20 protein-coding genes, 1 tRNA gene and 1 pseudogene are annotated in these 20356 nt (G+C 63.7%); 10 read left to right on the top strand and 12 right to left on the bottom strand.

All coding sequences use genetic code 11. The features are described from left to right. Positions 1-72 precede the first annotated feature (72 nt). Together HNQ60_RS23705 and prmC are read right to left on the bottom strand one after the other, a co-directional pair. The gene (locus HNQ60_RS23705; RefSeq protein ID WP_184335258.1) at positions 73-576 is read right to left on the bottom strand and encodes a peptidylprolyl isomerase; all 504 of its coding nucleotides are present in this window, start codon (positions 574-576) and stop codon (positions 73-75) included. Between the two features lie 76 nt (positions 577-652). Beyond that, positions 653-1522: a peptide chain release factor N(5)-glutamine methyltransferase gene (gene prmC, locus HNQ60_RS23700; RefSeq protein WP_184335257.1), complete on the bottom strand. Its 870-nt coding sequence runs from the start codon at positions 1520-1522 to the stop codon at positions 653-655. A 123-nt stretch (positions 1523-1645) separates the two neighbouring features. Between prmC and HNQ60_RS23695 the strand changes: the two are divergent. From HNQ60_RS23695 to HNQ60_RS23690, 3 genes and pseudogenes are all read left to right on the top strand, one after another. Beyond that, positions 1646-2798 (top strand): annotated as a pseudogene (locus tag HNQ60_RS23695) (pyridoxal-phosphate dependent enzyme); the annotation flags it as partial. 50 nt (positions 2799-2848) lie between these two features. Continuing rightward, positions 2849-3013: a CBS domain-containing protein gene (locus HNQ60_RS28400; protein WP_407676465.1), complete on the top strand. Its 165-nt coding sequence runs from the start codon at positions 2849-2851 to the stop codon at positions 3011-3013. A 105-nt stretch (positions 3014-3118) separates the two neighbouring features. Continuing rightward, the gene (locus HNQ60_RS23690; RefSeq protein WP_184335255.1) at positions 3119-4282 is read left to right on the top strand and encodes a trans-sulfuration enzyme family protein; all 1164 of its coding nucleotides are present in this window, start codon (positions 3119-3121) and stop codon (positions 4280-4282) included. A 6-nt stretch (positions 4283-4288) separates the two neighbouring features. On the opposite strand, the gene HNQ60_RS23685 is transcribed toward HNQ60_RS23690, so the two are convergent. From HNQ60_RS23685 to hemA, 10 genes are all read right to left on the bottom strand, one after another. Further along, entirely contained in the window at positions 4289-5641 is a 1353-nt protein-coding gene (locus tag HNQ60_RS23685) for a DUF58 domain-containing protein (protein WP_184335254.1), read from the bottom strand. Positions 5642-5649: 8 nt separating this feature from the next. Beyond that, positions 5650-6624 carry an AAA family ATPase gene (locus HNQ60_RS23680; protein ID WP_184335253.1) on the bottom strand — a complete coding sequence of 325 codons (975 nt, stop codon included), beginning with the start codon at positions 6622-6624 and terminating at the stop codon, positions 5650-5652. Beyond that, positions 6624-7856 carry a DUF4350 domain-containing protein gene (locus HNQ60_RS23675; RefSeq protein ID WP_184335252.1) on the bottom strand — a complete coding sequence of 411 codons (1233 nt, stop codon included), beginning with the start codon at positions 7854-7856 and terminating at the stop codon, positions 6624-6626. Before HNQ60_RS23675 ends, HNQ60_RS23680 begins: the two co-directional genes overlap by 1 nt. Next, positions 7853-8623 (bottom strand): DUF4129 domain-containing protein, encoded by a 771-nt coding sequence (locus HNQ60_RS28175; RefSeq protein WP_184335251.1) that lies wholly within the window; start codon positions 8621-8623, stop codon positions 7853-7855. Before HNQ60_RS28175 ends, HNQ60_RS23675 begins: the two co-directional genes overlap by 4 nt. Further along, on the bottom strand, positions 8607-9341 hold the full coding sequence (locus tag HNQ60_RS23665; protein ID WP_184335250.1) for a hypothetical protein: 735 nt from the start codon (positions 9339-9341) through the stop codon (positions 8607-8609). The genes HNQ60_RS28175 and HNQ60_RS23665 overlap by 17 nt, the downstream gene beginning before the upstream one ends. Continuing rightward, entirely contained in the window at positions 9331-10305 is a 975-nt protein-coding gene (locus HNQ60_RS23660; RefSeq protein WP_184335249.1) for a stage II sporulation protein M, read from the bottom strand. The genes HNQ60_RS23665 and HNQ60_RS23660 overlap by 11 nt, the downstream gene beginning before the upstream one ends. 1 nt (position 10306) lies before the next feature. Then, positions 10307-11008 (bottom strand): RDD family protein, encoded by a 702-nt coding sequence (locus HNQ60_RS23655; protein WP_184335248.1) that lies wholly within the window; start codon positions 11006-11008, stop codon positions 10307-10309. Between the two features lie 11 nt (positions 11009-11019). Further along, positions 11020-11547, bottom strand: a complete 528-nt coding sequence (locus HNQ60_RS23650) for an RDD family protein (RefSeq protein WP_184335247.1) — start codon at positions 11545-11547, stop codon at positions 11020-11022. 167 nt (positions 11548-11714) lie between these two features. After that, on the bottom strand, positions 11715-12797 hold the full coding sequence (prfA, locus tag HNQ60_RS23645; protein WP_184335246.1) for a peptide chain release factor 1: 1083 nt from the start codon (positions 12795-12797) through the stop codon (positions 11715-11717). 96 nt (positions 12798-12893) lie between these two features. Then, positions 12894-14243 carry a glutamyl-tRNA reductase gene (gene hemA, locus HNQ60_RS23640; RefSeq protein WP_184335245.1) on the bottom strand — a complete coding sequence of 450 codons (1350 nt, stop codon included), beginning with the start codon at positions 14241-14243 and terminating at the stop codon, positions 12894-12896. An 89-nt stretch (positions 14244-14332) separates the two neighbouring features. Here hemA and HNQ60_RS23635 point away from each other — a divergent pair, with 89 nt between their 5' ends. From HNQ60_RS23635 to pth, 7 genes are all read left to right on the top strand, one after another. Next, complete coding sequence (locus HNQ60_RS23635) at positions 14333-16027, top strand: tetratricopeptide repeat protein (protein ID WP_184335244.1); 1695 nt, start codon at positions 14333-14335, stop codon at positions 16025-16027. Positions 16028-16040: 13 nt separating this feature from the next. Beyond that, on the top strand, positions 16041-16679 hold the full coding sequence (lolB, locus tag HNQ60_RS23630) for a lipoprotein insertase outer membrane protein LolB (protein ID WP_184335243.1): 639 nt from the start codon (positions 16041-16043) through the stop codon (positions 16677-16679). Further along, positions 16676-17548 carry a 4-(cytidine 5'-diphospho)-2-C-methyl-D-erythritol kinase gene (gene ispE / locus HNQ60_RS23625; protein WP_184335242.1) on the top strand — a complete coding sequence of 291 codons (873 nt, stop codon included), beginning with the start codon at positions 16676-16678 and terminating at the stop codon, positions 17546-17548. Before lolB ends, ispE begins: the two co-directional genes overlap by 4 nt. Before the next feature lie 63 nt (positions 17549-17611). After that, positions 17612-17686, top strand: a tRNA-Gln gene (locus HNQ60_RS23620). Positions 17687-17708: 22 nt separating this feature from the next. Then, positions 17709-18662, top strand: a complete 954-nt coding sequence (locus tag HNQ60_RS23615; protein WP_184335241.1) for a ribose-phosphate diphosphokinase — start codon at positions 17709-17711, stop codon at positions 18660-18662. A gap of 208 nt (positions 18663-18870) precedes the next feature. Further along, positions 18871-19584: a 50S ribosomal protein L25/general stress protein Ctc gene (locus HNQ60_RS23610; RefSeq protein WP_184335240.1), complete on the top strand. Its 714-nt coding sequence runs from the start codon at positions 18871-18873 to the stop codon at positions 19582-19584. Between the two features lie 135 nt (positions 19585-19719). Beyond that, positions 19720-20307 carry an aminoacyl-tRNA hydrolase gene (pth, locus tag HNQ60_RS23605; RefSeq protein ID WP_184335239.1) on the top strand — a complete coding sequence of 196 codons (588 nt, stop codon included), beginning with the start codon at positions 19720-19722 and terminating at the stop codon, positions 20305-20307. Positions 20308-20356: the final 49 nt, after the last annotated feature.

Here is a 20356-nt window from a genome sequence, read left to right as displayed (position 1 = left end):
AGACGCTTCGCTGTTTCCGGCCTATCCGCCATCCATTATCCGCCATCCAACTTCTTATGGCTCCTCGTGCCCTCAAGCCTCCTTGTCAGGAACCACCGTCACCGACTCGATCGTGATCGGCTCGACGGGCACATCCTGGTGGCCGCCCTTGCTGCCGGTTTTCACGCCGACGATGGCATCGACCACTTCCATGCCGGAATCGACGCGGCCGAAGACGGCGTAGCCGAAATTCGCGGCACCCTTGTGATCCAGGAAATCGTTGTCGACGACGTTGATGAAGAACTGCGAGGTGGCGCTGTTGATGTCGCTCGTGCGCGCCATCGACAGCGTGCCGCGCTTGTTCTTGAGACCGTTGGTCGCTTCGTTCTTGATCGCCGGCCGCTGACCGGCCTTGGGCTTGAGGTCAGCGGTCATTCCACCGCCCTGCACCATGAACCCCGGAATCACGCGATGGAAAACCGTGCCGTCGAAGTAGCCGTCCTCGGCGTACTTGCGGAAGTTTTCAGCGCTGATCGGCGCCTGCTTGTCGAACAGCTGGACAGTGAAGGTGCCTTTGGAGGTTTTGAATTCGAGCATGGGAGTACCTGAAGAAGTTGGATAGCGGATAGCGGATGGGTCGGAATGGAAACAGCGGAGCGTCTTCACCCATCCGCTATCCGCTATCCGCCATCCAGCTTCCCTCTGTTACCCGTTGGTGGCCGGCCAGATCGGTGTGTGAGGTTACGTGACTGAAGCCTGCGCGCACAAGCAAGTCGCTGACCGCGGGCGCTTGTTTCCAGCCGTGTTCGAGGATGAGCCAGCCGCCGGGTGCGAGGTGATCGGGCGCCGTGCCAACGATGTGTTCGATGGCTTCGAGCCCGGTGCGTCCGCTGATCAATGCCATCCCCGGTTCGTTGCGGCGGACGTCCGGCGCGAGATCCGGATCTTCGCTCGCGATGTAAGGGGGATTCGACACGACGAGGTCGAAGCGACGACCTTCGAGCGGCGCGAACCAGCTTCCGTGCAGCAACGTAACGTTGGCGACCTGCAGTCGTGCGAGGTTGCGCATTGCAATCTCGAGCGCGGGCTTCGACGCATCGACGGCAACGAGACGCGCGGCCGGTCGTTCGTGCGCGATCGCGACTGCGATGGCGCCGCTCCCAGTGCCCAGATCGGCGACGTCGATGGCAGCGTCCTTCGCGGAATGTGCGAGCGCGCGCTCGACGACGAGTTCGGTCTCCGGTCGCGGAATGAGGACCGCGGGTGTGACTTCGAGCAGCAGCGACCAGAATTCCTGCTGTCCGCGAATGTATGCAACAGGCTCGCCCTGCAGCCGGCGCTTGATGAGCTGTTGGTACGACCACCCGGCCTTCGGCGGGAGCTGTCGCTCAGGTGCGCTGCGAAAAGCCGTGCGCGAAAGCCCCGTTACGTGCTCGAGCAGCAGCTCGGCGTCGAGTCGGGCGGAAGGGGAAGTGCGCGACAGCATCGTGGTTGCGGTATGCAGCGCATCGGAAATGGTTTGCGAGGAATCGGCGGCGGGCATTGGGCGCATCAAGTCACGTACAATCGACGCACAGATTATCCGATCCGCGCGATCCGCGTCCGCCCTGGCCATCCGATCTGGCCAGCAGCCAGTCGCCAGCAGCCCCTCCCGGAGTCTTTCTCAATGCACGTCTATTCCAATGCGCTCGAAATGATCGGCCGTACGCCGATGATCAGGATCAACCGCCTCGACACCGGTCCCTGCGAGCTGTTCCTGAAGCTCGAGATGATGAATCCGGGCGGATCGATCAAGGATCGCATCGGGCTCTCCATGATCCAGGAAGCAGAAAAGCGCGGCCAGCTCAAGCCGGGCGACACGATCGTCGAGGCGACGGCCGGCAACACCGGCCTGGGGCTCGCGCTCGTCGCGGCACAGAAAGGCTATCGAATGATCCTGGTGCTGCCGGACAAGATGAGCCAGGAAAAGATCTTCAACCTGCGCGCGATGGGCGCGGAAGTCGTACTGACGCGGTCCGATGTCGGCAAGGGCCATCCCGAGTACTACCAGGATCTCGGCGCGGCCATCGCGAAGAAGATGGGCGCCTATTTCATCAACCAGTTCGCCAATCCCGACAATCCCAAGGCGCACGAAGAAACCACCGCGCCGGAAATCTGGGAGCAGATGAAGCAGAATGTCGACGCCATCGTCGTGGGCGTCGGCTCGAGCGGCACCATCGCGGGCCTTGCGGCCTACTTCAAGAAGCACGCGCCGCATGTCGAACTCGTGCTCGCCGACCCGCAGGGCTCGATCCTCAAGGAGTACATCGATACCGGCAAGATGACGCAGAAGGGGTCGTGGCTCGTCGAGGGCATCGGCGAGGATTTCATTCCCGCGATCTGCGATTTCTCGCTGACGAAGCGCGCGTACCGGATTCCCGATGGCGAATCCTTCTCCACTGCACGCGAGCTGCTGCAGAAGGAGGGCGTGCTCGCGGGTTCGTCGACCGGAACACTCCTGGCCGCTGCGTTGCGCTATTGCCGCGAACAGAAGACACCGAAGCGCGTCGTCACGCTCGCCTGCGATACGGGCGCCCGCTATCTCTCCAAGCTCTTCAACGATTTCTGGATGGAAGACCAGGGGTTCACGCAGCGCGAGACCTTCGGCGATCTGCGCGACCTGATCGGACGGCCTCATGGCCAGCGCGCGACGATCACGGTGGGTCCGGACGATGCGTTGACGACTGCACACAATCGTCTGCGCAATGCAGGTTTCTCGCAGCTGCCGGTGATGGACGACGACAAGCTGATCGGCATCGTCACCGAAGACGACATCCTGCGGTTCGCGTTCGGTCGCCCGGAATGTTTCAACGAGCCGGTGCGCAACGCGATGACCAAAGCGTTCCTGCGCGTCGACAAGAGCACGTCCATGAACAACCTGGTCGCGATGCTCGAGGTGCGCTCGTCCGCGGCCGTCATGGACGGGGACAAGTTCCTCGGCCTGGTTACGCGATCGGACGTGCTGAACTACCTGCGCCGGCAGGTGAAATGCTGAAGTCGCGGCGGAGTGATCAGGTGATAACGCAAGAGTCTCACCCGGATCGCCGCCCTGAGTGACAATTCCGCCCACTGACCATCATCAATCATCCATTCGTTACATATGTCCTCATCCACCCGCCGCCTCGGTTTCGCCACACGCGCCATTCACGCCGGCCAGTCACCCGATCCCTCCACGGGCGCGGTGATGCCGCCGATCTACACGACGTCGACCTACGCACAGTCCAGCCCGGGCGTGCACAAGGGGTACGACTATTCGCGTACCAGCAATCCGACGCGCAATGCGTGGGAGCGTTGCATCGCCGATCTCGAGAGTGGTGTGCGCGGCTTCGCCTTCGCGTCGGGGATGGCGGCGACCAGTACTGTCATCGAACTGCTCGATGCAGGCAGTCACATCGTCGCGATGGACGACCTGTACGGCGGCACGTTCCGTTTGTTCGAGCGCGTGCGTCGTCGCACGGCCAACCTGGACATCACCTTCGCGGATCTTTCGAAACCCGAAGCGCTCGCCGCGGCGGTGCGTCCCGAGACGAAGCTGATCTGGATCGAAACGCCGACCAACCCGACGCTGCGGCTGGTCGACATCGCGCAGGTCGCGGAGTTTGCCCGCAAGCGCGGCATCCTCACCGTCGTCGACAACACGTTCGCAAGTCCGTGGATCCAGCGGCCGATCGAGCTCGGCGCGGACATCGTCGTGCATTCGGCGACGAAGTATCTCAACGGTCACTCGGACATGGTTGGCGGTATTGCCGTGGCGGCGAGCAGCGAGCTCGCGGACAAGATCGGCTTCCTGCAGAACGCCGTTGGCGGTATCAGCGGCCCGTTCGACAGCTTCCTCGCTCTGCGCGGCCTGAAGACGCTGCCGCTGCGCATGCGCCAGACGAGCGAGAGCTCGATCCAGATTGCGCAGTGGCTCGAGAAGCATCCGAAGGTCAGCCGCGTGCTCTATCCCGGCCTGCCGAGCCATCCGCAGCATGAGCTCGCCAAGCGCCAGATGAAGAACGGGTCGAGCGGCATCGTGACGTTCTTCGTCAAAGGCGGACTCGCGGAGACGAAGACATTCCTCGAACGCCTGAGTATTTTCACGATCGCCGAGAGCCTGGGCGGCGTGGAAAGCCTCGTCGACCATCCCACGCTCATGACGCACGCGTCCATTCCTGCCGACAAGCGCAAGGAACTGGGGATCGACGACTCGCTGGTGCGGCTGTCGGTGGGCATCGAAGATGTCGAAGACCTGATCGCCGATCTGGGCGATGCGTTGCAGTAAGCGCCTTCAGATCATTCCGGCCTTCTTGACGGCCTGATAGCGATTCACCAGCTCGACGCCGAGTCGCTGTGGCTCGGCGTCGACCATCAACGCATCGCGAGCGGCAATCTGGTTGAACGCGGTACGGCGCCCCTGTTCGTAGAGATGCGCGCTCGCGACATCCAGTGCTGATTCCACCGTACTGATGGGCTGTGCGATCAGTTCACCCACCGCACGTTCGCGCAGGCTCGCGGTGAGCACGAGATGCCGGGATCGCAGCAGACGCAGTGCCTGCTCCAGCTCACCCGTATCTTCGTCGCGGAAGTTCGTGATGAAGATCACGAGCGCCCGCTTTCGCAGTCGTCGCAACAGATCCTGCGCGGCAAGCAGGTAGTCCGAGTGCGTGGGTGTCGGCTGGACTGCGTAGAGCTCGCCCATCAAAGCGTTCAATGTTGCGGCTCCCTTGCGGGGGGCGAACCAGCGCTCCTCGCCTGGTGGAGTGCCGAAGGTCATCGCTCCGACGGCGTCGCCCTGGCGCAGCGCGACGTAGGTGAGCAGCATGGTGGCATTCAGAACCTGATCGAAGTGTCCCGCGCCGATTCCCTGTTGCTTGTCGTCCGCCCGCATGCGGCGACCGCAGTCGATCAGGAGGATGACGCACTGGTCTCTCTCGTTCTGGAACTGGCGCACGACCAGCTTTTCCGAGCGCAGGGTCGCCTTCCAGTCGATGTGACGCACGGGATCGCCGATCCGGTATTCGGAGAGCTGCTTGAAGTCGGTGCCTTCTCCGCGCTGGAGGTAGGTCTTGATACCGATCTCCGCGAGTCGCCGGTCGCCCGCCAGCCACGCGTAGCGGGCAACCTGCGCGAAGTCCGGATACACCCGGCGGTGCTCCGTCTCGCCGATCCTTTCGAGAATTTCCCACAGCCTGAGCCGCGACCGGATCGCGATGTCCGCCGGTGCGAATGCAGCGGTGCCGCGACGTGTGGGGCCGGCTGCGTATTCGACGACCGTCAGCTTCTCGGGAATGAGTTCCACCGCTGCGGGAAGGCCGTCGGTGGTAACTGTCGCATCCGCATGATCGTGGAGGCGCACTTGCCAGGGATACTGGCCGCTCACAGTGAAATGCAACTGCACGCGCTTTTGCACGCCCAACGCGAACGCCGCAGGCAGATGACGCGTCATGGTCACAGCAGCCGCGTCCCACGCGCGCTTCGACAACGCGTAGTCAGCGAGGCCGAGTGTCGCGAGTGATCCGAACCACAGCGCGGCGAATACAGCGACTCCGGCTGCAGAGAAACCGCCGATCAGGGCCACCAGCGCGATTGCAGCGCCGGCGCCCAGTGTCGCCAGCATCACGCCGCTTGGAGCAAGCCGCATCCTCATCGTCAGACGCGAGGCGCGGGCACGCTGTTGAGGAGTGCGGTCAGAAGCTCATCCGCCTTGCGTCCTTCGAGGAGCGCGTCGGGTGCCAGCGCGATGCGATGGCGCAGCGCCGGCAGAGCGAACTTGCGGATGTCGTCGGGAGTGACGAAGTCGCGTCCGTCCAGCATCGCAGTGACGCGTGCCGCGCGGACGAGCGAAATCGCGCCGCGACTACCCGCGCCGATGGCGAGCCCCGGCCATTCGCGCGTCGCCCTCACGATACGTACGGCGTAGTCCACGACGCTGTCGTCGACCCGCTGGCGGGCAGCGATCTGCTGCAGAGTCAGAACCGAGCGTTCGTTCAGCACGGGTTTGACGTCGTCGAGCGGCAGCCGGTCGCCCGCCTGATTGCTCGTCGCCCTGACCACGACGCGGGCCTCATCTTCCGCGCTGGGATAGTTGATCTCGATCTTGAAGAGGAAGCGATCGAGCTGGGCCTCGGGCAGCGGATAGGTGCCCTCGGTCTCGACGGGATTCTGCGTGGCCAGCACGAAGAACGGCTGGGGCAGCGGCAGCGTCTGGCCTTCGAGCGTCACCTGGTATTCCTGCATGACTTCGAGCAGCGCACTCTGTGTTTTCGCTGGTGCGCGATTGATCTCGTCCGCGAGCAGCACTTGAGTGAATACCGGTCCGCGCACGACGCGCAGCTCGCGTGTGTTCGGGTCGAGGATGGCGTGCCCCGTGATATCGGAGGGCATCATGTCCGGCGTGAACTGCACACGCGCGTGATTGAGCGACAGCGCTTGCGAGAGCGCTCGAACGAGCAACGTCTTGCCTAGCCCCGGCACACCTTCAATCAGCGCGTGCCCGGACGCGACGAGTGTGATGATGATCTGGTCGACGACCGCGGATTGACCGACCAGCGCGGTGCCGATGGCTTCGCGCAGTCGGTTCAGTACTTCGGCGGCTCGCGTGAGGGTATTGGTTTCAGCTTGCATCAGGAGGTCTCTCTGGCGCGGGTGGCGTTCGACAGGCGTCGTCGGGTGTATTCGATCACCATGACGGCATTTCGCAGCTCAGCGCGGCGGCGCGAGCCCGTATGGTTCACTGTTGCGGACAAGGTATCGGCGTCCACGTCCGCGATCTGCGCGATTCGCGCCACGCGCTCGGCGGCGTCGAGCTGCGAATAACCGGGAATGCGTCGCTGCGCCGTCTCATGCAGGGCGCGCACGCAGGCAGCATGCAGTTCTACGCCGCCACCGAAGCGTAGGGCGAACTGACCCGTGCCGCGAATTTGCTCGCCGATGGAGCGGCGTGCCGCAGCCGGCGCCGCCGCGAGAGGGCCGAGGCGCACGGCGCCACGCCACAATGCCAGCGCGAGCAGCACGAGCGAGAGCGTGACGACGGGAGCACCGTATCGCCACATCAACGCGAGCAGCGAGGCGCGCTTCTCCTCGGACAGGAAGACGATCTCATCGCCGGCCGTCAGCTGGGTGACATCCGCAAACAGGAGTGCGTGGTCGATCTCCAGCAGTTCGCGGTTTCCGAACGGAGTTGCATTGAGAACGGTGACGCTGCCTTTGCCGACGTTCACGCGGGCAGCCTGCAGATGTTCTTTGTCCCGCAGCTCCCAGGCAGTCTTCCGATCGGCAGTGAGCCATGCGTCGTTGGCGATACCGCACACGTGGTACTCGTCGCGCAGGCTGATGGGTTGGGCAAGCAGGACGCCACAAACGCCATCGTTCGCCCACAGCAGCTCGGGCAGAGGATCGGAGGGCTCGCTCTCTTCGTCGGGAGACTCTTCCTGGGTTTCGTTCTTCTCTGGTTCGTCCTGTTCCTGCTCCTGCTCGGTGGCCATCTTCCGGGCGATGCCGGACCAGCGCTGGAGCTCCTTCTCTCCGCCGACCAGGGTGTGATCGAGAATCAGGCGCCCACCTGCTTCAACCCATTCCTCGAGCTGTCTTCGCCGATTGTCGATCACACTCCAGTGCCAGTGCGAGAGAACGACGATTCCTCCCTCGGGCAACGTGCCGAGTGCGTGGCGATGTTCCGTCGTAGCGCCGAGCGCTTCAGCGAGCCGCTGTCGCGAGTAAAACGGGTTGCTCGCGGCTTCGCCCTTCAGGCTCGTCGGAATCCGGATGGTGTCCCAGTACGTGTTGTGGGCGATCCAGGTCGCCAGGAGTGCGACGCCCGCCAGTACGATCGCGCTGATGATCCAGTTGCGGTTCATCGCGCCTGAGTCTCCTGAGTTACAGGAGGTGCCAGGGCCTGTGCGAAGTGCGAGCACACACTCTGCACATCGTCCGTCGCGGGCTCGTGGCCGCCATAGACGGCGAGCTGCCACATGCGCACCAGTCGCGAGACATACGCGCCGCTATCCGCAGTGAGATGCCGCGTCGCGAGATCGATGCAGTCGTTCTCGGTCGTCGAGTGGCGGATCTCCAATCCGTGACCGTGGGCAAGACGCGAGAGCAGGCCGCGATAGAGCAGGGAAAGTGCCGCTCGATGCTCACCGCGTTGCCATAGGGCGAGCGCTTCGGCACCGATGTCGTCGGGCAGGCTCTCGGGTCGGATGTCCAGATCGTGCACGTGCGTCGGCGCCTCGAAGCGACGTGCGGCTGCGTTCGGTCCCATCTGGCGCAGGAAGCGAACGATGAAGAGCACGAGCAGGGCCGCGAGTGTCGCGACGATCAACCAGACGATGATGCGGCTGCTGTCGGCGATCCATCGCATCAGGTCCGCGAGCCACTCGAGCCACGAGCTGGGTTCTTCCTTGGGCTTGGGATCGTCGCTGTCCACCCAGCGCAGGATTCGCGTCGTCCGTTCGCTCGCGAGGTTCGGATCGGCCTTCAGCTTCTCGACGGCGGTGGTCACAGCCTCTTCGGTGGGCGGATCGCCTTCCGCGGCGATTGCCGGATTCGTGACCAGGAACAGTGCTGCCGACGCCAGCAGCGACAGCGCGACTCGCTTGCGCGACGGGTCACTGCGCGAACGCACGCCGGAACTCCTGTTCGATATCCCACGCTTCCAGTTCGACGCGCCGGTTGAGATACATCGCGAAACCGCTGGCGACGTAGAAGGGTTCGAGGAACGCGATCACGAACGCGTAGGCCAGCGCATATGCGAACTGCAGGTGCGTCGAGCCGGTGCCGTCCAGCAGGCCGGTGAGATCCGGCTCATATCCCTGCGGCGCGAACCAGTAGATCAGCGACAGCAGCGCGAACGTCAGCGCGAGCTCGGCCAAGCTGAACGCGCTCGTCATCAGCAGCGGCGAACTCGTGTGCCCGCGCCGAAGCTGTGCGATGCGCTTACGCAGCTTGCTGCCACGCTGTCCTTCGAGCTGATATGCGGGCTGCGTATATGAACGCCACGGCGACAGCCGCCGCGTCGTCCACGTGCGGATGATCTGTCCCCACCAGACCTGTCGTTGCGCTTCCCAGAGATCGCGGATGCTCGTCTTCTGTCCGAAGGCGGCGCGCGACAGGACGAAAAGGATCGTGCGATCCAGCCAAGGCTTCGCCCACCACAAGACGAGGGCAGGCAGCCAATCGACGATCTCGATCAGGGCCAGGGAGAAGATCGTCACCGGCAACAGCACGATCAGGTAGCACGAGAAGACGCTGCGAGCCGAATACTGGCAGAGCCGCACGCCCAGGTCCGCCGCTTCCATGTTCGTGCGGCGTCGCAAGCGGATTACGAATGCGTCAACGCGCACGACGGCCCTGCAGCGAGAGGTAACCGATGACGGCGATCCAGCACACGGCCGCGACGCTGTATTTGACGACGTGCGGTATCCACTGGGCGGACGACCAGAACGCCTCGACCGCCGCGGCGATCAGGAGCATGCCGGTGGCGCCGTACACGATGACGATCGCTTCGCGCGCGGCCGCGACCAGCGACTGCATTCGTGTTGCCCGCCCAGGTGCCAGCAACGAATGACCGATCCGCAGGCCGGCGGCGCCTGCGAGAACGATGGCAGTCAGCTCGAAGGCTGCGTGCGTCACGACGAACGAGTAGAACGTCGACGACAGGCCGCGCTCCGTGAGGAAGCCGGCGAGTGCGCCGAAGAATGCGCCATTGAACGCGAGGAAGAAGAGGCTGCCGACGCCGAACAGCAGCCCGCCCGCGAAGCATTGGAAAGCCAGGCCGATGTTGTGGCGGATGTAGAAGCCGAACATCATCCAGTCGGTATCAGCGGTACGAAGCCGGCCGATGGAGTCGGCGTCGTCCGAATACATCTCTTCGAATTGCGCGGCGGTGGCCGGATCGACGACCGAGAGGATGAGTTCCGGTCGGAAATAGACGAGCAGACCGATCACGATCGTGGGCAGAACGAATACGGCCGTCGCGATCCACACGTACACCGCGTGTGCGCGAACTGCCTGCGGGATCTCGCGTGCTACGAGGTCCTTGAGCCGGACGAGTCCGAATTCCTTGCGCTGGTAGATCACCTGATGCGCATCGCCGGTGAGCCGATCGAGTCGTTCCGTGAGATACGCCGGGTACGACCGCGCTCGCGCCAGCGCCAGATGCTCGCAAACGCGGCGGTAGAGCGCGGCGAACTGCCCGCCTGCGACGGCTGCAAGTTCCTTCCTGTCGCCGGTGCGCAGCTGCGTCAGTCCTCGTTCGAGCTCCTGCCAGTCGCTCTCGTACTGCTGTTCGAATTGCAGCGGCGTCACGTCAGCGTCTCCCGAGCAGCCACTGTGCGACTGCCAGCACGCGCCGTGTGACCTCGGGGCCCGAGCGTCCCGCGTCGCCACTCACGGGAGCGGCAATCGCAGCGAGTTCATCCATCCGGTCTGCCGTGAGTCGCGATGCTCTCGCTGCGAGCGCGATGATTGCGGCCTGGTCTCTCGGGCTGAGCGCCATCGCGGGCGCGAGCGGGGCGATGCTTTCGAGGGTGATTTTGGAAGAAGGCTGCGGCTGGTAGACGACGAGCGTCGCCGCCGCGATATCGCCCAGGCGCTTGAAGTCGCTGCGCGTGAGCATGCTGATGGCTGCGAATCCGTACAGCAGGGGCAGGAAGTCGACCACGCGCAGCAGATTGCGGGTGAAGGATGCCGCCGGTGTGATCGGCAGGCCGGTGTCCATGACGACCTTGAGCTTCAGCGCTCGCTTGCCTGGCGTCGTGCCCCAGCGGCTGAGCTCGAACAGCACCGGGTAAAACCACTCGAGCAGGAACGCGATGATGAGATAAAGGCCCATCCCGACGCCTTCCATGAAGGTGGCGACGGTACCGATGGCCATGAGGATGCAGAGGCGGATGAACTGATCGATCAGGAATGCATAGAGACGCGGCGTAAGACCGGCCGGACGCAACTCGATCAGAATGCCCTCCGGCGTCTCGGTCGAGACGCCGGTGTCCAGAACCTCACCGGCCACGAGCGGGAGGCTTAGGCTTTGACGACGATCGTGTCGGCGATCTTGTCATGCACGCACTGACGCTTCTCGCCGAAGATCCACAGATGATCGACCAGGTTGTAGATGTAGCCGACGACCGGAATCATGCCCGGCAGCGCGTTCACCACGTTGCGCAACCAGAAAATGCGTGCAAGCGAAGCGCGCGATCCGTCCGAACGGACGACCTTGATGGTGAGCAGCTTCTTGCCGACGGTCTGGCCGTTCTTGTGAACGAGATGGATCGTGTAGCCGATCAGCGCTATTGCCAGCGCCAGCGTCACGAAAACGCCCGAGCCGAAGGAGACATCGTCGAAACCCGCGTCTGGGTTGGACCAGAAGTCGGTACCGATGCTGACGACCATCGGCACGACGACCAGGATGCTGATCACGCCATCGATGATGGCGGCTCCCAGTCGCGTCAGCCGGTCGGCGTGTTCAACTGCGGTCGTGTCTACGGCGTCGCTTACTTCGGCAGTCGGCGGCGCGTACGGATTATTGTTCGGTTCTGTCGACGCGTTCATCTGGTGCTCCCTGTTTGTCCCGTGCAACCCAATTCTGATTTCAGCCCCGCTTCGCTGGCGAGGCATTGGTTATCGATTCTGCACGGTCGGCCAGGTGAAAGCATCTCCGGGCGGCGGTTGTGGCAGCGCGGCACCGCGCCTCCCCGGGGCCGACGCCCCGGCAGGGATTACTCGACGATCCGGGCCAGCTGTTCCGCCTGGTACTCCTGCTGGAGCGGCCCGATCACGGGCTCGATGTCGCCGTTCATGACGTCGGCGAGCTTGTACAGCGTCAGGTTGATGCGGTGATCGGTCACCCGGCCCTGCGGGAAGTTGTACGTCCGGATGCGTTCCGAGCGATCGCCGGATCCGACCTGGGATCTGCGCGACTGGGCTTCGGCCTGGTCGCGCTTCTCCTGCTCGGCCGCCATCAACCTGGCCTTCAGCAAGGACATGGCCCGGGACCGGTTCTTGTGCTGCGAGCGCTCGTCCTGGCACTCGACGACGATGCCGGTCGGCAGATGCGTGATGCGGATCGCCGAGTCGGTTTTGTTCACGTGCTGGCCGCCGGCGCCCGAGGAGCGGTACGTGTCGATCCGCAGATCGGCGGGGTTGAGGTCGATCGCTTCGATCTCCGCCAGTTCCGGCAGGATCGCGACCGTCACGGCGGACGTATGAATGCGTCCCTGGGCCTCGGTGGCAGGCACGCGCTGCACCCGATGCGTGCCGGCTTCGAACTTCAGCCGCGAGAACGCACCGCGTCCGACGATGCGACTGATGACCTCTTTGTAACCGCCGTGCTCGCCGGCGTTCTCCGACAGCACTTCGACGCGCCAGCCCTGACCGTCCGCGTAACGCGAGTACATGCGGAACAGATCGCCGGCGAAGATCGCAGCTTCATCGCCGCCGGTTCCGGCGCGCACTTCCAGGTAGATGTTGCTCTCGTCGCGGGCGTCCTTCGGCAGCAGCAGTTTCGCCAGCTCGCCGCTTTCGTTTTCGATGCGCGTATCGAGCGTCTTCAGTTCTTCCTGGCCGAGCTCGCGCATTTCCGGATCGCTGCTGTCCGCCATCTCCTGCGCCTGCGCGCGCTCGGTGAGCAGGCTCTGATAGTCGCGATAGCGGCTGACGACCGGCTCGAGCTTCGCGTACTCCATCGACAGGTCGCGGAACTTGTCGTTGTTCGAGATGATCTGCGGATCGGCGAGCAGGCCGCTCACTTCCTCGTGACGATCGACGAGTTTTTCCAGTTTGTTTCTGATCGAGTCTTTCATGAGAACGGAGTAAGAATCTCCACGGGGGACACGGGGAGCACGGGGTAAGAGTTTTCAATCGACAAGAAGAGGCCGCGAGGAAGGCATCGGAATCCGTCAGCTGGCAGATGACTTCTCCTTCTCTGCCCCGTGTTCCCCGTGCCCCCCGTGGAGATCTGCTTCTCTCCTGGATCGTTCCGGCTCCGGCGCGAACAGCGCCTTCGCAGCCTGGATCAGATCGCCGTCGCCGCGTTCGGCGGCTTCGCGCAATCGTTGACTGGGGCCATGCAGCAGCCGGTTCGTGAGTGTCGCTGCGAGGAAGTCCATGACTTCCCGGGGATCGCGTCCGGCGGCGAGCATCTTTCGCGCCTGCTCGGTCGTCTGGGCGCGGAGGGCCTCGGCGTCGTCGCGCAATCGCCGGATCGTCGGTACCGCATCGAGTGTCTTGAGTTGCTGTTCGAACAGAGCGATTTCCGCGGCGATCAACTGTGCGGCGTCCCGCGCCGCTTCGCGTCGCGATTCGATGTTTTCGTTCACGACGTTCTGCAGGTCGTCGATCGTGAACAGATAGATGTCTTCGAGCTTCGCGACTTCCGGTTCGATATCGCGCGGCACGGCGATGTCGGCCATGAATATCGGCTTGCGCTTGCGTGCCCTCAAGGCGGTCCGCACGGCGTCGTGAGTGATGACGGGAGTCGGGCTCGCCGTCGAGCTGATCACGATGTCGGCTTCGGACAGATGCGTCGCGAGCGCATCGAGGCCGATGGCGAAGCCGTCGAATTCCTTCGCCAGTTCCTGGGCGCGGTCGAGGCTGCGATTCGCGATGATCATCCGGCGCAGTCCATTCGTGTGCAGGTGGCGTGCGGCGAGCGCGATGGTTTCGCCCGCGCCGACGAGCAGCGCCGTATGCGGTTCGAAGCTCTCGAAGACAGTCCGGGCCATCGCGACCGTGGCGGATGCGACCGAAACGGCGCTCGCACCGATGCGCGTCTCGGTCCGGACGCGCTTGGCGACGGAGAACGCGGTTTGCAGCAGCCGGTTGAGGAACGGGCCGGTGACGCCGTGATCGAGTGCGGCGCGATAAGCGTCCTTGAGCTGTCCGAGAATCTGCGGCTCACCCAGCACCAGCGAATCGAGGCCGCTGGCGACATTGAAGACGTGCTGCACGGCCGACTGGCCTTGCAGCTGGTACAGCGAATCATTCAGGTCGAGCTGATGCGCGGCAAGGTCATGCCATTCGCCCAGCCATTGAACCAGGGGCTGCGCGGGCGCGTTGCCCAGAGGGTCGTCGGTGAAGCAATAGAGTTCGGTGCGATTGCACGTTGAGACAATCACCGACTCGCGTACGCCGGGAATGCCGTTGAGTGCCCGCAGTGCGTCCGGCAGCTCCGTACCCGCGAAGACAACTTTCTCGCGGATTTCGACGGGAGCCGTGCGGTGATTGATGCCGATGACGACGAATGTCATGTGAAGTGTCGCAAAACGGCCGCGATTGTCCGCCGAACCTGTCCGGAATGACAAGTTTTGAGGGTGTTCCCTGATATAGTGCCAGCACGATGTATCCGACTGCCAAACCTGCTTTTTTCACGTGCTGGCGGCACCCGATCGCGGCAATTGCGGCCGCAATCGTCCTCGCGGGATGCGCCGGGACGCCCGCCCAGAAGACGACCGATGCGTTGCCGGACGACCCGAATGCGCTCGTGCTCGGCGCTGAAGTCGCTCTGCAGCGCGGGCAGTACCTGGAGGCGTCGAAGGCCTACGTGAAGGCGGCCCAGGCAGCGAATGACGAAACGCTCGCCGAGCAGGCGACGAAGATCGCTTACGAACATCATCAATGGTCACTGGTGCTGGCCGGCGCCGAGCGCTGGCTGCAGCTGAACCAGACGAACGAAGAAGCGCGACGCTTCGCGGCGTTCGCGGCTCTTCATCTCTATCAGATCGATCGGGCCGCTGAGCACCTGGGTTTCCTGCTCGATACCGCGTTCATCAATCCGCCCGCCGGATTTCTCGCGCTGTTGCCGCAACTGGGCGATGAGGGTTCGGCTGCCGCGGCAACCGCCGTTCTCCAGAAGCTCGTCCTGAAGTATCCCGACCTGACCGAAGCTCACTACGCGCTTGGTCGCGCAGCGCTGCAGTCCGACAACTTTGCGCTTGCTCTGGAGCATGCGCAGAAGGCGCGTGAGCTCGGGCCTTACTGGGCACCCGCCGGACTACTGCTCGCGCAGGTTCAGCTGGCCCGCGGCGAGAACGATGCGGCATTGGCCACGGCGAAAACCGTCGTCGATCACGACAGCCAGGACTCCTATCGCCTCGAATACGCACTGATGAAGCTGCAGGCGGGCCGCGACGAAGAAGGCCGCAAGGACCTTGAGGCGCTGACCGCGGGCGACTCCGGTGCGATCGCCGAGCGCGCTCTCGCTGATATCGATTTCCAGCTGGGCAATCGTGACGTGGCGGCGACGCGCTACAGCAATCTCGTGTCGAACGGACGCTTCGTGTACGAGTCGCTGTTCTATCTCGGCGCCATTGCCGAAACGCGCGATGCAACCGATGAAGCGATCCAGATCTACACCCGCGTGACCGGCGGCGATCTGGCGATGGCTGCTCAATCCAGGGTCGCGCGGTTGAAGGCCCGCAAGGAAGGCGTCGACGCCGGTCTCAAGCATCTCGAAGAATTCGCGAGCACGCGCCCGCAATACACGCTGGATGCCATCACTGCCCGCGCCGCGCTGTTGTCCTCGAATGGCGATGCGACGGGAGCCATTGCGCTTCTCGATAACGCGCTGAAGACGTATCCCGACTCGGCGGAGCTGCGCTTTGCACGCGTGTTCCAGCTCGAGGATGCCGACAAAGTCGATGAGGCCGTGAGTGCGCTGAGACAGCTGGTCGCGGACCGGCCCGGCGATCCTCTCGCTTCCAACGCGCTCGGCTACACGCTGGTCGATCGCACGAGCAAGTCGCGCGAAGGCCTGAAGCTCATCGAGCAGGCGCTCGCGCAAACGCCGGACAACGGCGCCGTGCTCGACAGCATGGGTTGGGCGCTGCATCGGGTGAAGCGCAACGAGGAAGCACTGACGTATCTCCAGCACGCGAAGCGCCGCATCAACGATCCTGAAGTCGATGTGCATCTCTACGACGTGCTGCTTGCGCTCGGTCGCAAGGACGAGGCGCTCGAGTTGCTCAAGGAAGCGAGCCAGCGTTATCCCGAGAACGAGGATCTGCAGGCTCGCCTGAAGTCCCTGCCGAACTGATATGGCGGGGTCGATGGCGGAAAGCCGGGAGTTGCGGGTCCTGCCCGCACAGGTCCTGTTTGTATTGAGTCGCGCAGTCCTCGCAGTCGTTGCGACCGTCATTCTCATCTCCGGTTGCACTCACGCTCCATCGCGTCCGCTCGTTGCGATTCCGTCGGATCTGAATCAGCTCGAACAATGGCAGGCGCGCGGCCGCATCGGCGTGTCGAGTGCGGCAGGCGGCGGCTCGGGTTCCTTTCAGTGGCAGCAGCGGGGCGATCGCGCGGATGTCGAAATTCGCGGCCCGGTAGGAATCGGCAGCGTACGACTGCAGGTTCAGGGCGACGCGCAGGATCCGCATGTCACGCTCGAAACGAGTGACGGCGTGAAGCTTGAATCCCAGGCAGCCTGGGACGAACTCGAAACACGCCTGGGCGCGCAGGTTCCCGCGGGGCGGCTGCGCTTCTGGATGCTCGGCATTGCCGCACCCGGCGACCATCTGTGGCAAGGCGCGGCGGAGCAGGACGCGAAGATCCTCGAGCAGGACGGCTGGCGCATCGACTATCAGCAGTACTCGGATGAGCCGGGCGCACATGTTCCGGTCCGCATGCGCGCGAGCAGCGGCGACACTCGTGTGCGGATCGTCGTCGACCGCTGGCAGCTCGGACAATGATTTCCTCGGGTGAACCGCTGGGATCGCCCGCCCCGTGGCCGGCGCCCGCGAAGCTCAATCTCTGCCTGCACATCATCGGGCGTCGCGCTGACGGTTATCACCTGTTGCAGACGGCGTTCCAGTTCATCGATCTCGCGGATGAGCTGCGATTCTTCCAGCGTCCCGCGGGCGTCATCGATCGTCTCGGTGGATTGCACGACGTGCCCGCCGAAAAGGATCTGGTCGTGCGGGCAGCGCGCCTGCTTGCGACGCACACCAGCACGGACACAGGCGTTGCCATCGAAGTCGTTAAAAACATTCCCGCGCAGGCCGGTCTCGGCGGCGGCAGTTCGGACGCGGCGACGACATTGGTGGCACTGAACCGGTTATGGCGGACGGGACTCGATGTCGATTCGCTCGCGAGACTCGGTCTGCAACTGGGCGCGGACGTTCCGGTCTTCGTGCGCGGCCACGCAGCCTGGGCGGAGGGGGTGGGAGAGGTGCTGACGCCCATCGATCCACCTGAAAACAGCTACCTGGTTCTCAAACCTCAAGCCGCGGTGAGCACGGCGGAAATCTTTCAGGCTGCTGAATTGACACGTAATTCCCCCGTCACGACAATACGCGCCTTTCTCGCGGGGGGTGGCCGCAACGACTGCACCTCCACCGTGCGCGGGCGTTATCCAGAAGTCGCCGAAGCGCTTGATTGGCTTGGAGAATTTGGCTCAGCCCGGTTGACCGGAACCGGTGCCTGCGTATTCGCTGCCATTTCGTCCCCGCCCATCATGCGCGCGGCCCTGGAGCGCTTGCCGATGCGCTGGTCAGGGTATGTCGTAAAAAGCCTGAACGAGTCGCCGCTCCTGGCGCGACTCGCGGCTGAACCGGCCTGACCGCGGGGATCAGGAACAGTTGTGCGATTCGCGCGAAGCGCGGATCGGTCGAGCAGTACGAATTGGGGCGTCGCCAAGCGGTAAGGCAGCGGGTTTTGATCCCGCCATCCGGAGGTTCGAATCCTTCCGCCCCAGCCAGTTTTCGTTTCGGGGAGCGTGGATGGATCGTTCAACGATGGCGGTGTTCTCGGGCAACGCCAACCCGCAGCTTGCGCTCGAAATCGCCCGTCATCTGACGGTGCCGCTCGGCCGCGCGTCGGTGAGCCGGTTCAGCGACGGCGAGACGACGGTGGAGTTGCTGGAGAACGTGCGCGGCCGCGATGTGTTCATCGTGCAGCCGACGTCGCCGCCGGCGAACGATCATCTGATGGAACTGCTGGTGATGGCCGACGCCTGTCGTCGTGCGTCGGCAGCGCGAATCACCGCTGTGGTGCCGTATTTCGGCTACGCCCGGCAGGATCGCCGCCCACGCGCGATGCGCGCGGCGATCACGGCGAAGCTGGTCGCGAACATGATTGCGGGTGCGGGTGTGGATCGATTGCTGACGATCGATCTGCACGCGGACCAGATCCAGGGCTTCTTCGACATTCCGGTCGACAACGTGTACGCGTCGCCGGTGTTGCTGGGCGATGCCTGGAAGCAGAAGTACGACGATCTGATCGTCGTGTCGCCTGACGTCGGCGGTGTGGTGCGCGCACGAGCGCTGGCGAAGCGGCTGGATGATGCGGACCTCGCGATCATCGACAAGCGCCGCCAGCGGGCGAACGAGTCGGAAGTCATGAACATCATCGGTGAAGTGCGCGGCAAGACGTGCGTGCTCATCGACGACCTGGTCGATACCGCCGGCACGCTGTGCCATGCGGCGAAGGCGTTGAAAGACGCCGGTGCGAAGCGCGTGGTGGCGTACATCACCCACGCCGTGCTCTCGGGCCCGGCGATCGATCGCATCGGCAAGTCCGAACTGGACGAACTGGTCGTGACCGACACGATCCCGCTGCGTGATTCCGCGCGGGCGTGTTCGAAGATCCGCCAGCTGTCGGTTGCGGGCCTCCTCGCGGAAACGATGCGTCGTATCCGGGACGAGGAGAGTGTCAGTTCGTTGTATATCGATTGATTGGTGATGAGGTGATCGGGTGATCCGGTGATGACGCAAGAGCATCACGAATCGCGCGATCGCCTCGTCGTTTTGGCGCGATGTTCGTTTTCTGGTCGCGGAGCGGATGTCGCTTTTCGATGAAGTGGATGGGTAAGTCCCGCAAGGCGCTCCGGCGTCATCACGGGATCACCTGATCACCTCATCACTTTCTGCTGGAGTCTTTTTCATGAAAACCTCATTTGATCTCGTCGCCGATCCACGCGACGCGCAGGGGAAGGGTGCGAGCCGCCGCCTGCGTCGTTCGGGTAAGGTCCCGGCGATTCTCTACGGGGGCCCGCAGGCCCCGCGTCAGATCCTTCTGGATCACCAGAACCTGCTGACGCTGCTCGTCAACGAACGCTTCTACTCGACGATCCTCTCGCTGAGCATCGGCGGCGAGAAGCAGGCGGCCATCCTGAAGGATGTGCAGCGCCATCCCGCCAAGAACCAGATCCTGCACATGGATCTGCAGCGCGTCTTCGACAACGAAGCGATCCGCATGAGCATTCCGCTGCACTTCAAGGGCGCGGCCGGCTCGCCGGGCGTGAAGACCGAAGGCGGCATCGTGTCGCACCTGTTGAACCAGGTCGAAGTGCTTTGCTTGCCGAAGGATCTGCCTGAGTTCGTCGAAGTCGACATGTCCGAGATGCACATCAACGACATGAAGCGTCTGTCGGACCTGCCGCTGCCCGCGGGCGTGCAGTTCGTGGCGCTCGCGCACGGCCGCGACGAACCGGTGGTGTCGATCCATCACCCGCGTGCGGAAGAGGCAGAGACGCCTGCAGCGACCGAAGCTGCTGCGGCGGCTCCTGCTGCCGGTGCGGCTCCTGCTGCAGATGCCAAGAAGGAAGAGGCCAAGCCGGCCGCTGGCGCTGCGAAGAAGGAAGGCGGCAAGAAGTGATGCGTTGCGAGCGGCCGGCTTCTGCCGGCCGCTCGCGGATGCACCATGCACGATTGAGGATTCACGATGGGCAGGGGAGTGCGACACGCCCTTCTTCATCGCCCATTGTGAATCGTCAGTCAGCCATTCGCTCCCATGCCTGCCACTCCCATCAAGATCATCGTCGGACTCGGCAATCCCGGGCCCGAGCATGTGCTCACGCGTCACAACGTGGGATTCTGGTTCGTCGATGCGCTCGCGTCGAAGCTCGGCGGCCGCTTCCGCAGTCACACCCGCTTCCAGGGCGAGATCTGCCGCATTCAGCTGAATGGCGATGAAGTCACGCTGCTCAAGCCGTCGACGTACATGAACCGCAGCGGACTGGCGATCCGCGCACTCACCGACTATCTGAAAGTGTCGCCCGGCGAAACGCTGGTCGTTCACGACGAGCTCGACCTCACCGTCGGCGACGCCCGCTTCAAGCTGGGCGGAGGCCACGGCGGTCACAACGGCTTGCGCGACACGATTACTCACATCGGCGCCGATTTCTGGCGACTGCGCCTCGGCATCGGTCACCCAGGCGACAAGTCGCAGGTAATCGACTACGTTCTGCGCCGCGCTCCGAAAGAAGAGGAAGAGAAAATTCTCGCCTCTGTCGCTGCTTCTCTGGACGCCCTGGATGTTTTCCTCCAGCAAGGCCCGGAGAAAGCCATGAATGGATTGCATCAGAAGAGAAGCGGTTAGCGGTTGGCGGTCAGCGGTTAGTCAGAGATCAGAAGATGACTCTCTCAGC

It is taken from the genome of Povalibacter uvarum, assembly GCF_014202975.1.
Classification (GTDB): domain Bacteria; phylum Pseudomonadota; class Gammaproteobacteria; order Steroidobacterales; family Steroidobacteraceae; genus Steroidobacter; species Steroidobacter uvarum.
Note: the sequence above shows the minus strand (reverse complement) of the source record. Positions and strands in the feature narration are given on the sequence as shown.

Bases quoted from the DNA above. Each gene is read 5' to 3' on its own strand.
- HNQ60_RS23705 (WP_184335258.1), bottom strand. From the start codon at position 576: ATGCTCGAATTCAAAACCTCCAAAGGCACCTTCACTGTCCAGCTGTTC.
- prmC (WP_184335257.1), bottom strand. From the start codon at position 1,522: ATGCCCGCCGCCGATTCCTCGCAAACCATTTCCGATGCGCTGCATACC.
- HNQ60_RS28400 (WP_407676465.1), top strand. From the start codon at position 2,849: ATGACCAAAGCGTTCCTGCGCGTCGACAAGAGCACGTCCATGAACAAC.
- HNQ60_RS23690 (WP_184335255.1), top strand. From the start codon at position 3,119: ATGTCCTCATCCACCCGCCGCCTCGGTTTCGCCACACGCGCCATTCAC.
- HNQ60_RS23685 (WP_184335254.1), bottom strand. From the start codon at position 5,641: ATGCGGCTTGCTCCAAGCGGCGTGATGCTGGCGACACTGGGCGCCGGC.
- HNQ60_RS23680 (WP_184335253.1), bottom strand. From the start codon at position 6,624: ATGCAAGCTGAAACCAATACCCTCACGCGAGCCGCCGAAGTACTGAAC.
- HNQ60_RS23675 (WP_184335252.1), bottom strand. From the start codon at position 7,856: ATGAACCGCAACTGGATCATCAGCGCGATCGTACTGGCGGGCGTCGCA.
- HNQ60_RS23650 (WP_184335247.1), bottom strand. From the start codon at position 11,547: ATGAACGCGTCGACAGAACCGAACAATAATCCGTACGCGCCGCCGACT.
- prfA (WP_184335246.1), bottom strand. From the start codon at position 12,797: ATGAAAGACTCGATCAGAAACAAACTGGAAAAACTCGTCGATCGTCAC.
- hemA (WP_184335245.1), bottom strand. From the start codon at position 14,243: ATGACATTCGTCGTCATCGGCATCAATCACCGCACGGCTCCCGTCGAA.
- HNQ60_RS23635 (WP_184335244.1), top strand. From the start codon at position 14,333: ATGTATCCGACTGCCAAACCTGCTTTTTTCACGTGCTGGCGGCACCCG.
- lolB (WP_184335243.1), top strand. From the start codon at position 16,041: ATGGCGGAAAGCCGGGAGTTGCGGGTCCTGCCCGCACAGGTCCTGTTT.
- ispE (WP_184335242.1), top strand. From the start codon at position 16,676: ATGATTTCCTCGGGTGAACCGCTGGGATCGCCCGCCCCGTGGCCGGCG.
- HNQ60_RS23615 (WP_184335241.1), top strand. From the start codon at position 17,709: ATGGATCGTTCAACGATGGCGGTGTTCTCGGGCAACGCCAACCCGCAG.
- HNQ60_RS23610 (WP_184335240.1), top strand. From the start codon at position 18,871: ATGAAAACCTCATTTGATCTCGTCGCCGATCCACGCGACGCGCAGGGG.
- pth (WP_184335239.1), top strand. From the start codon at position 19,720: ATGCCTGCCACTCCCATCAAGATCATCGTCGGACTCGGCAATCCCGGG.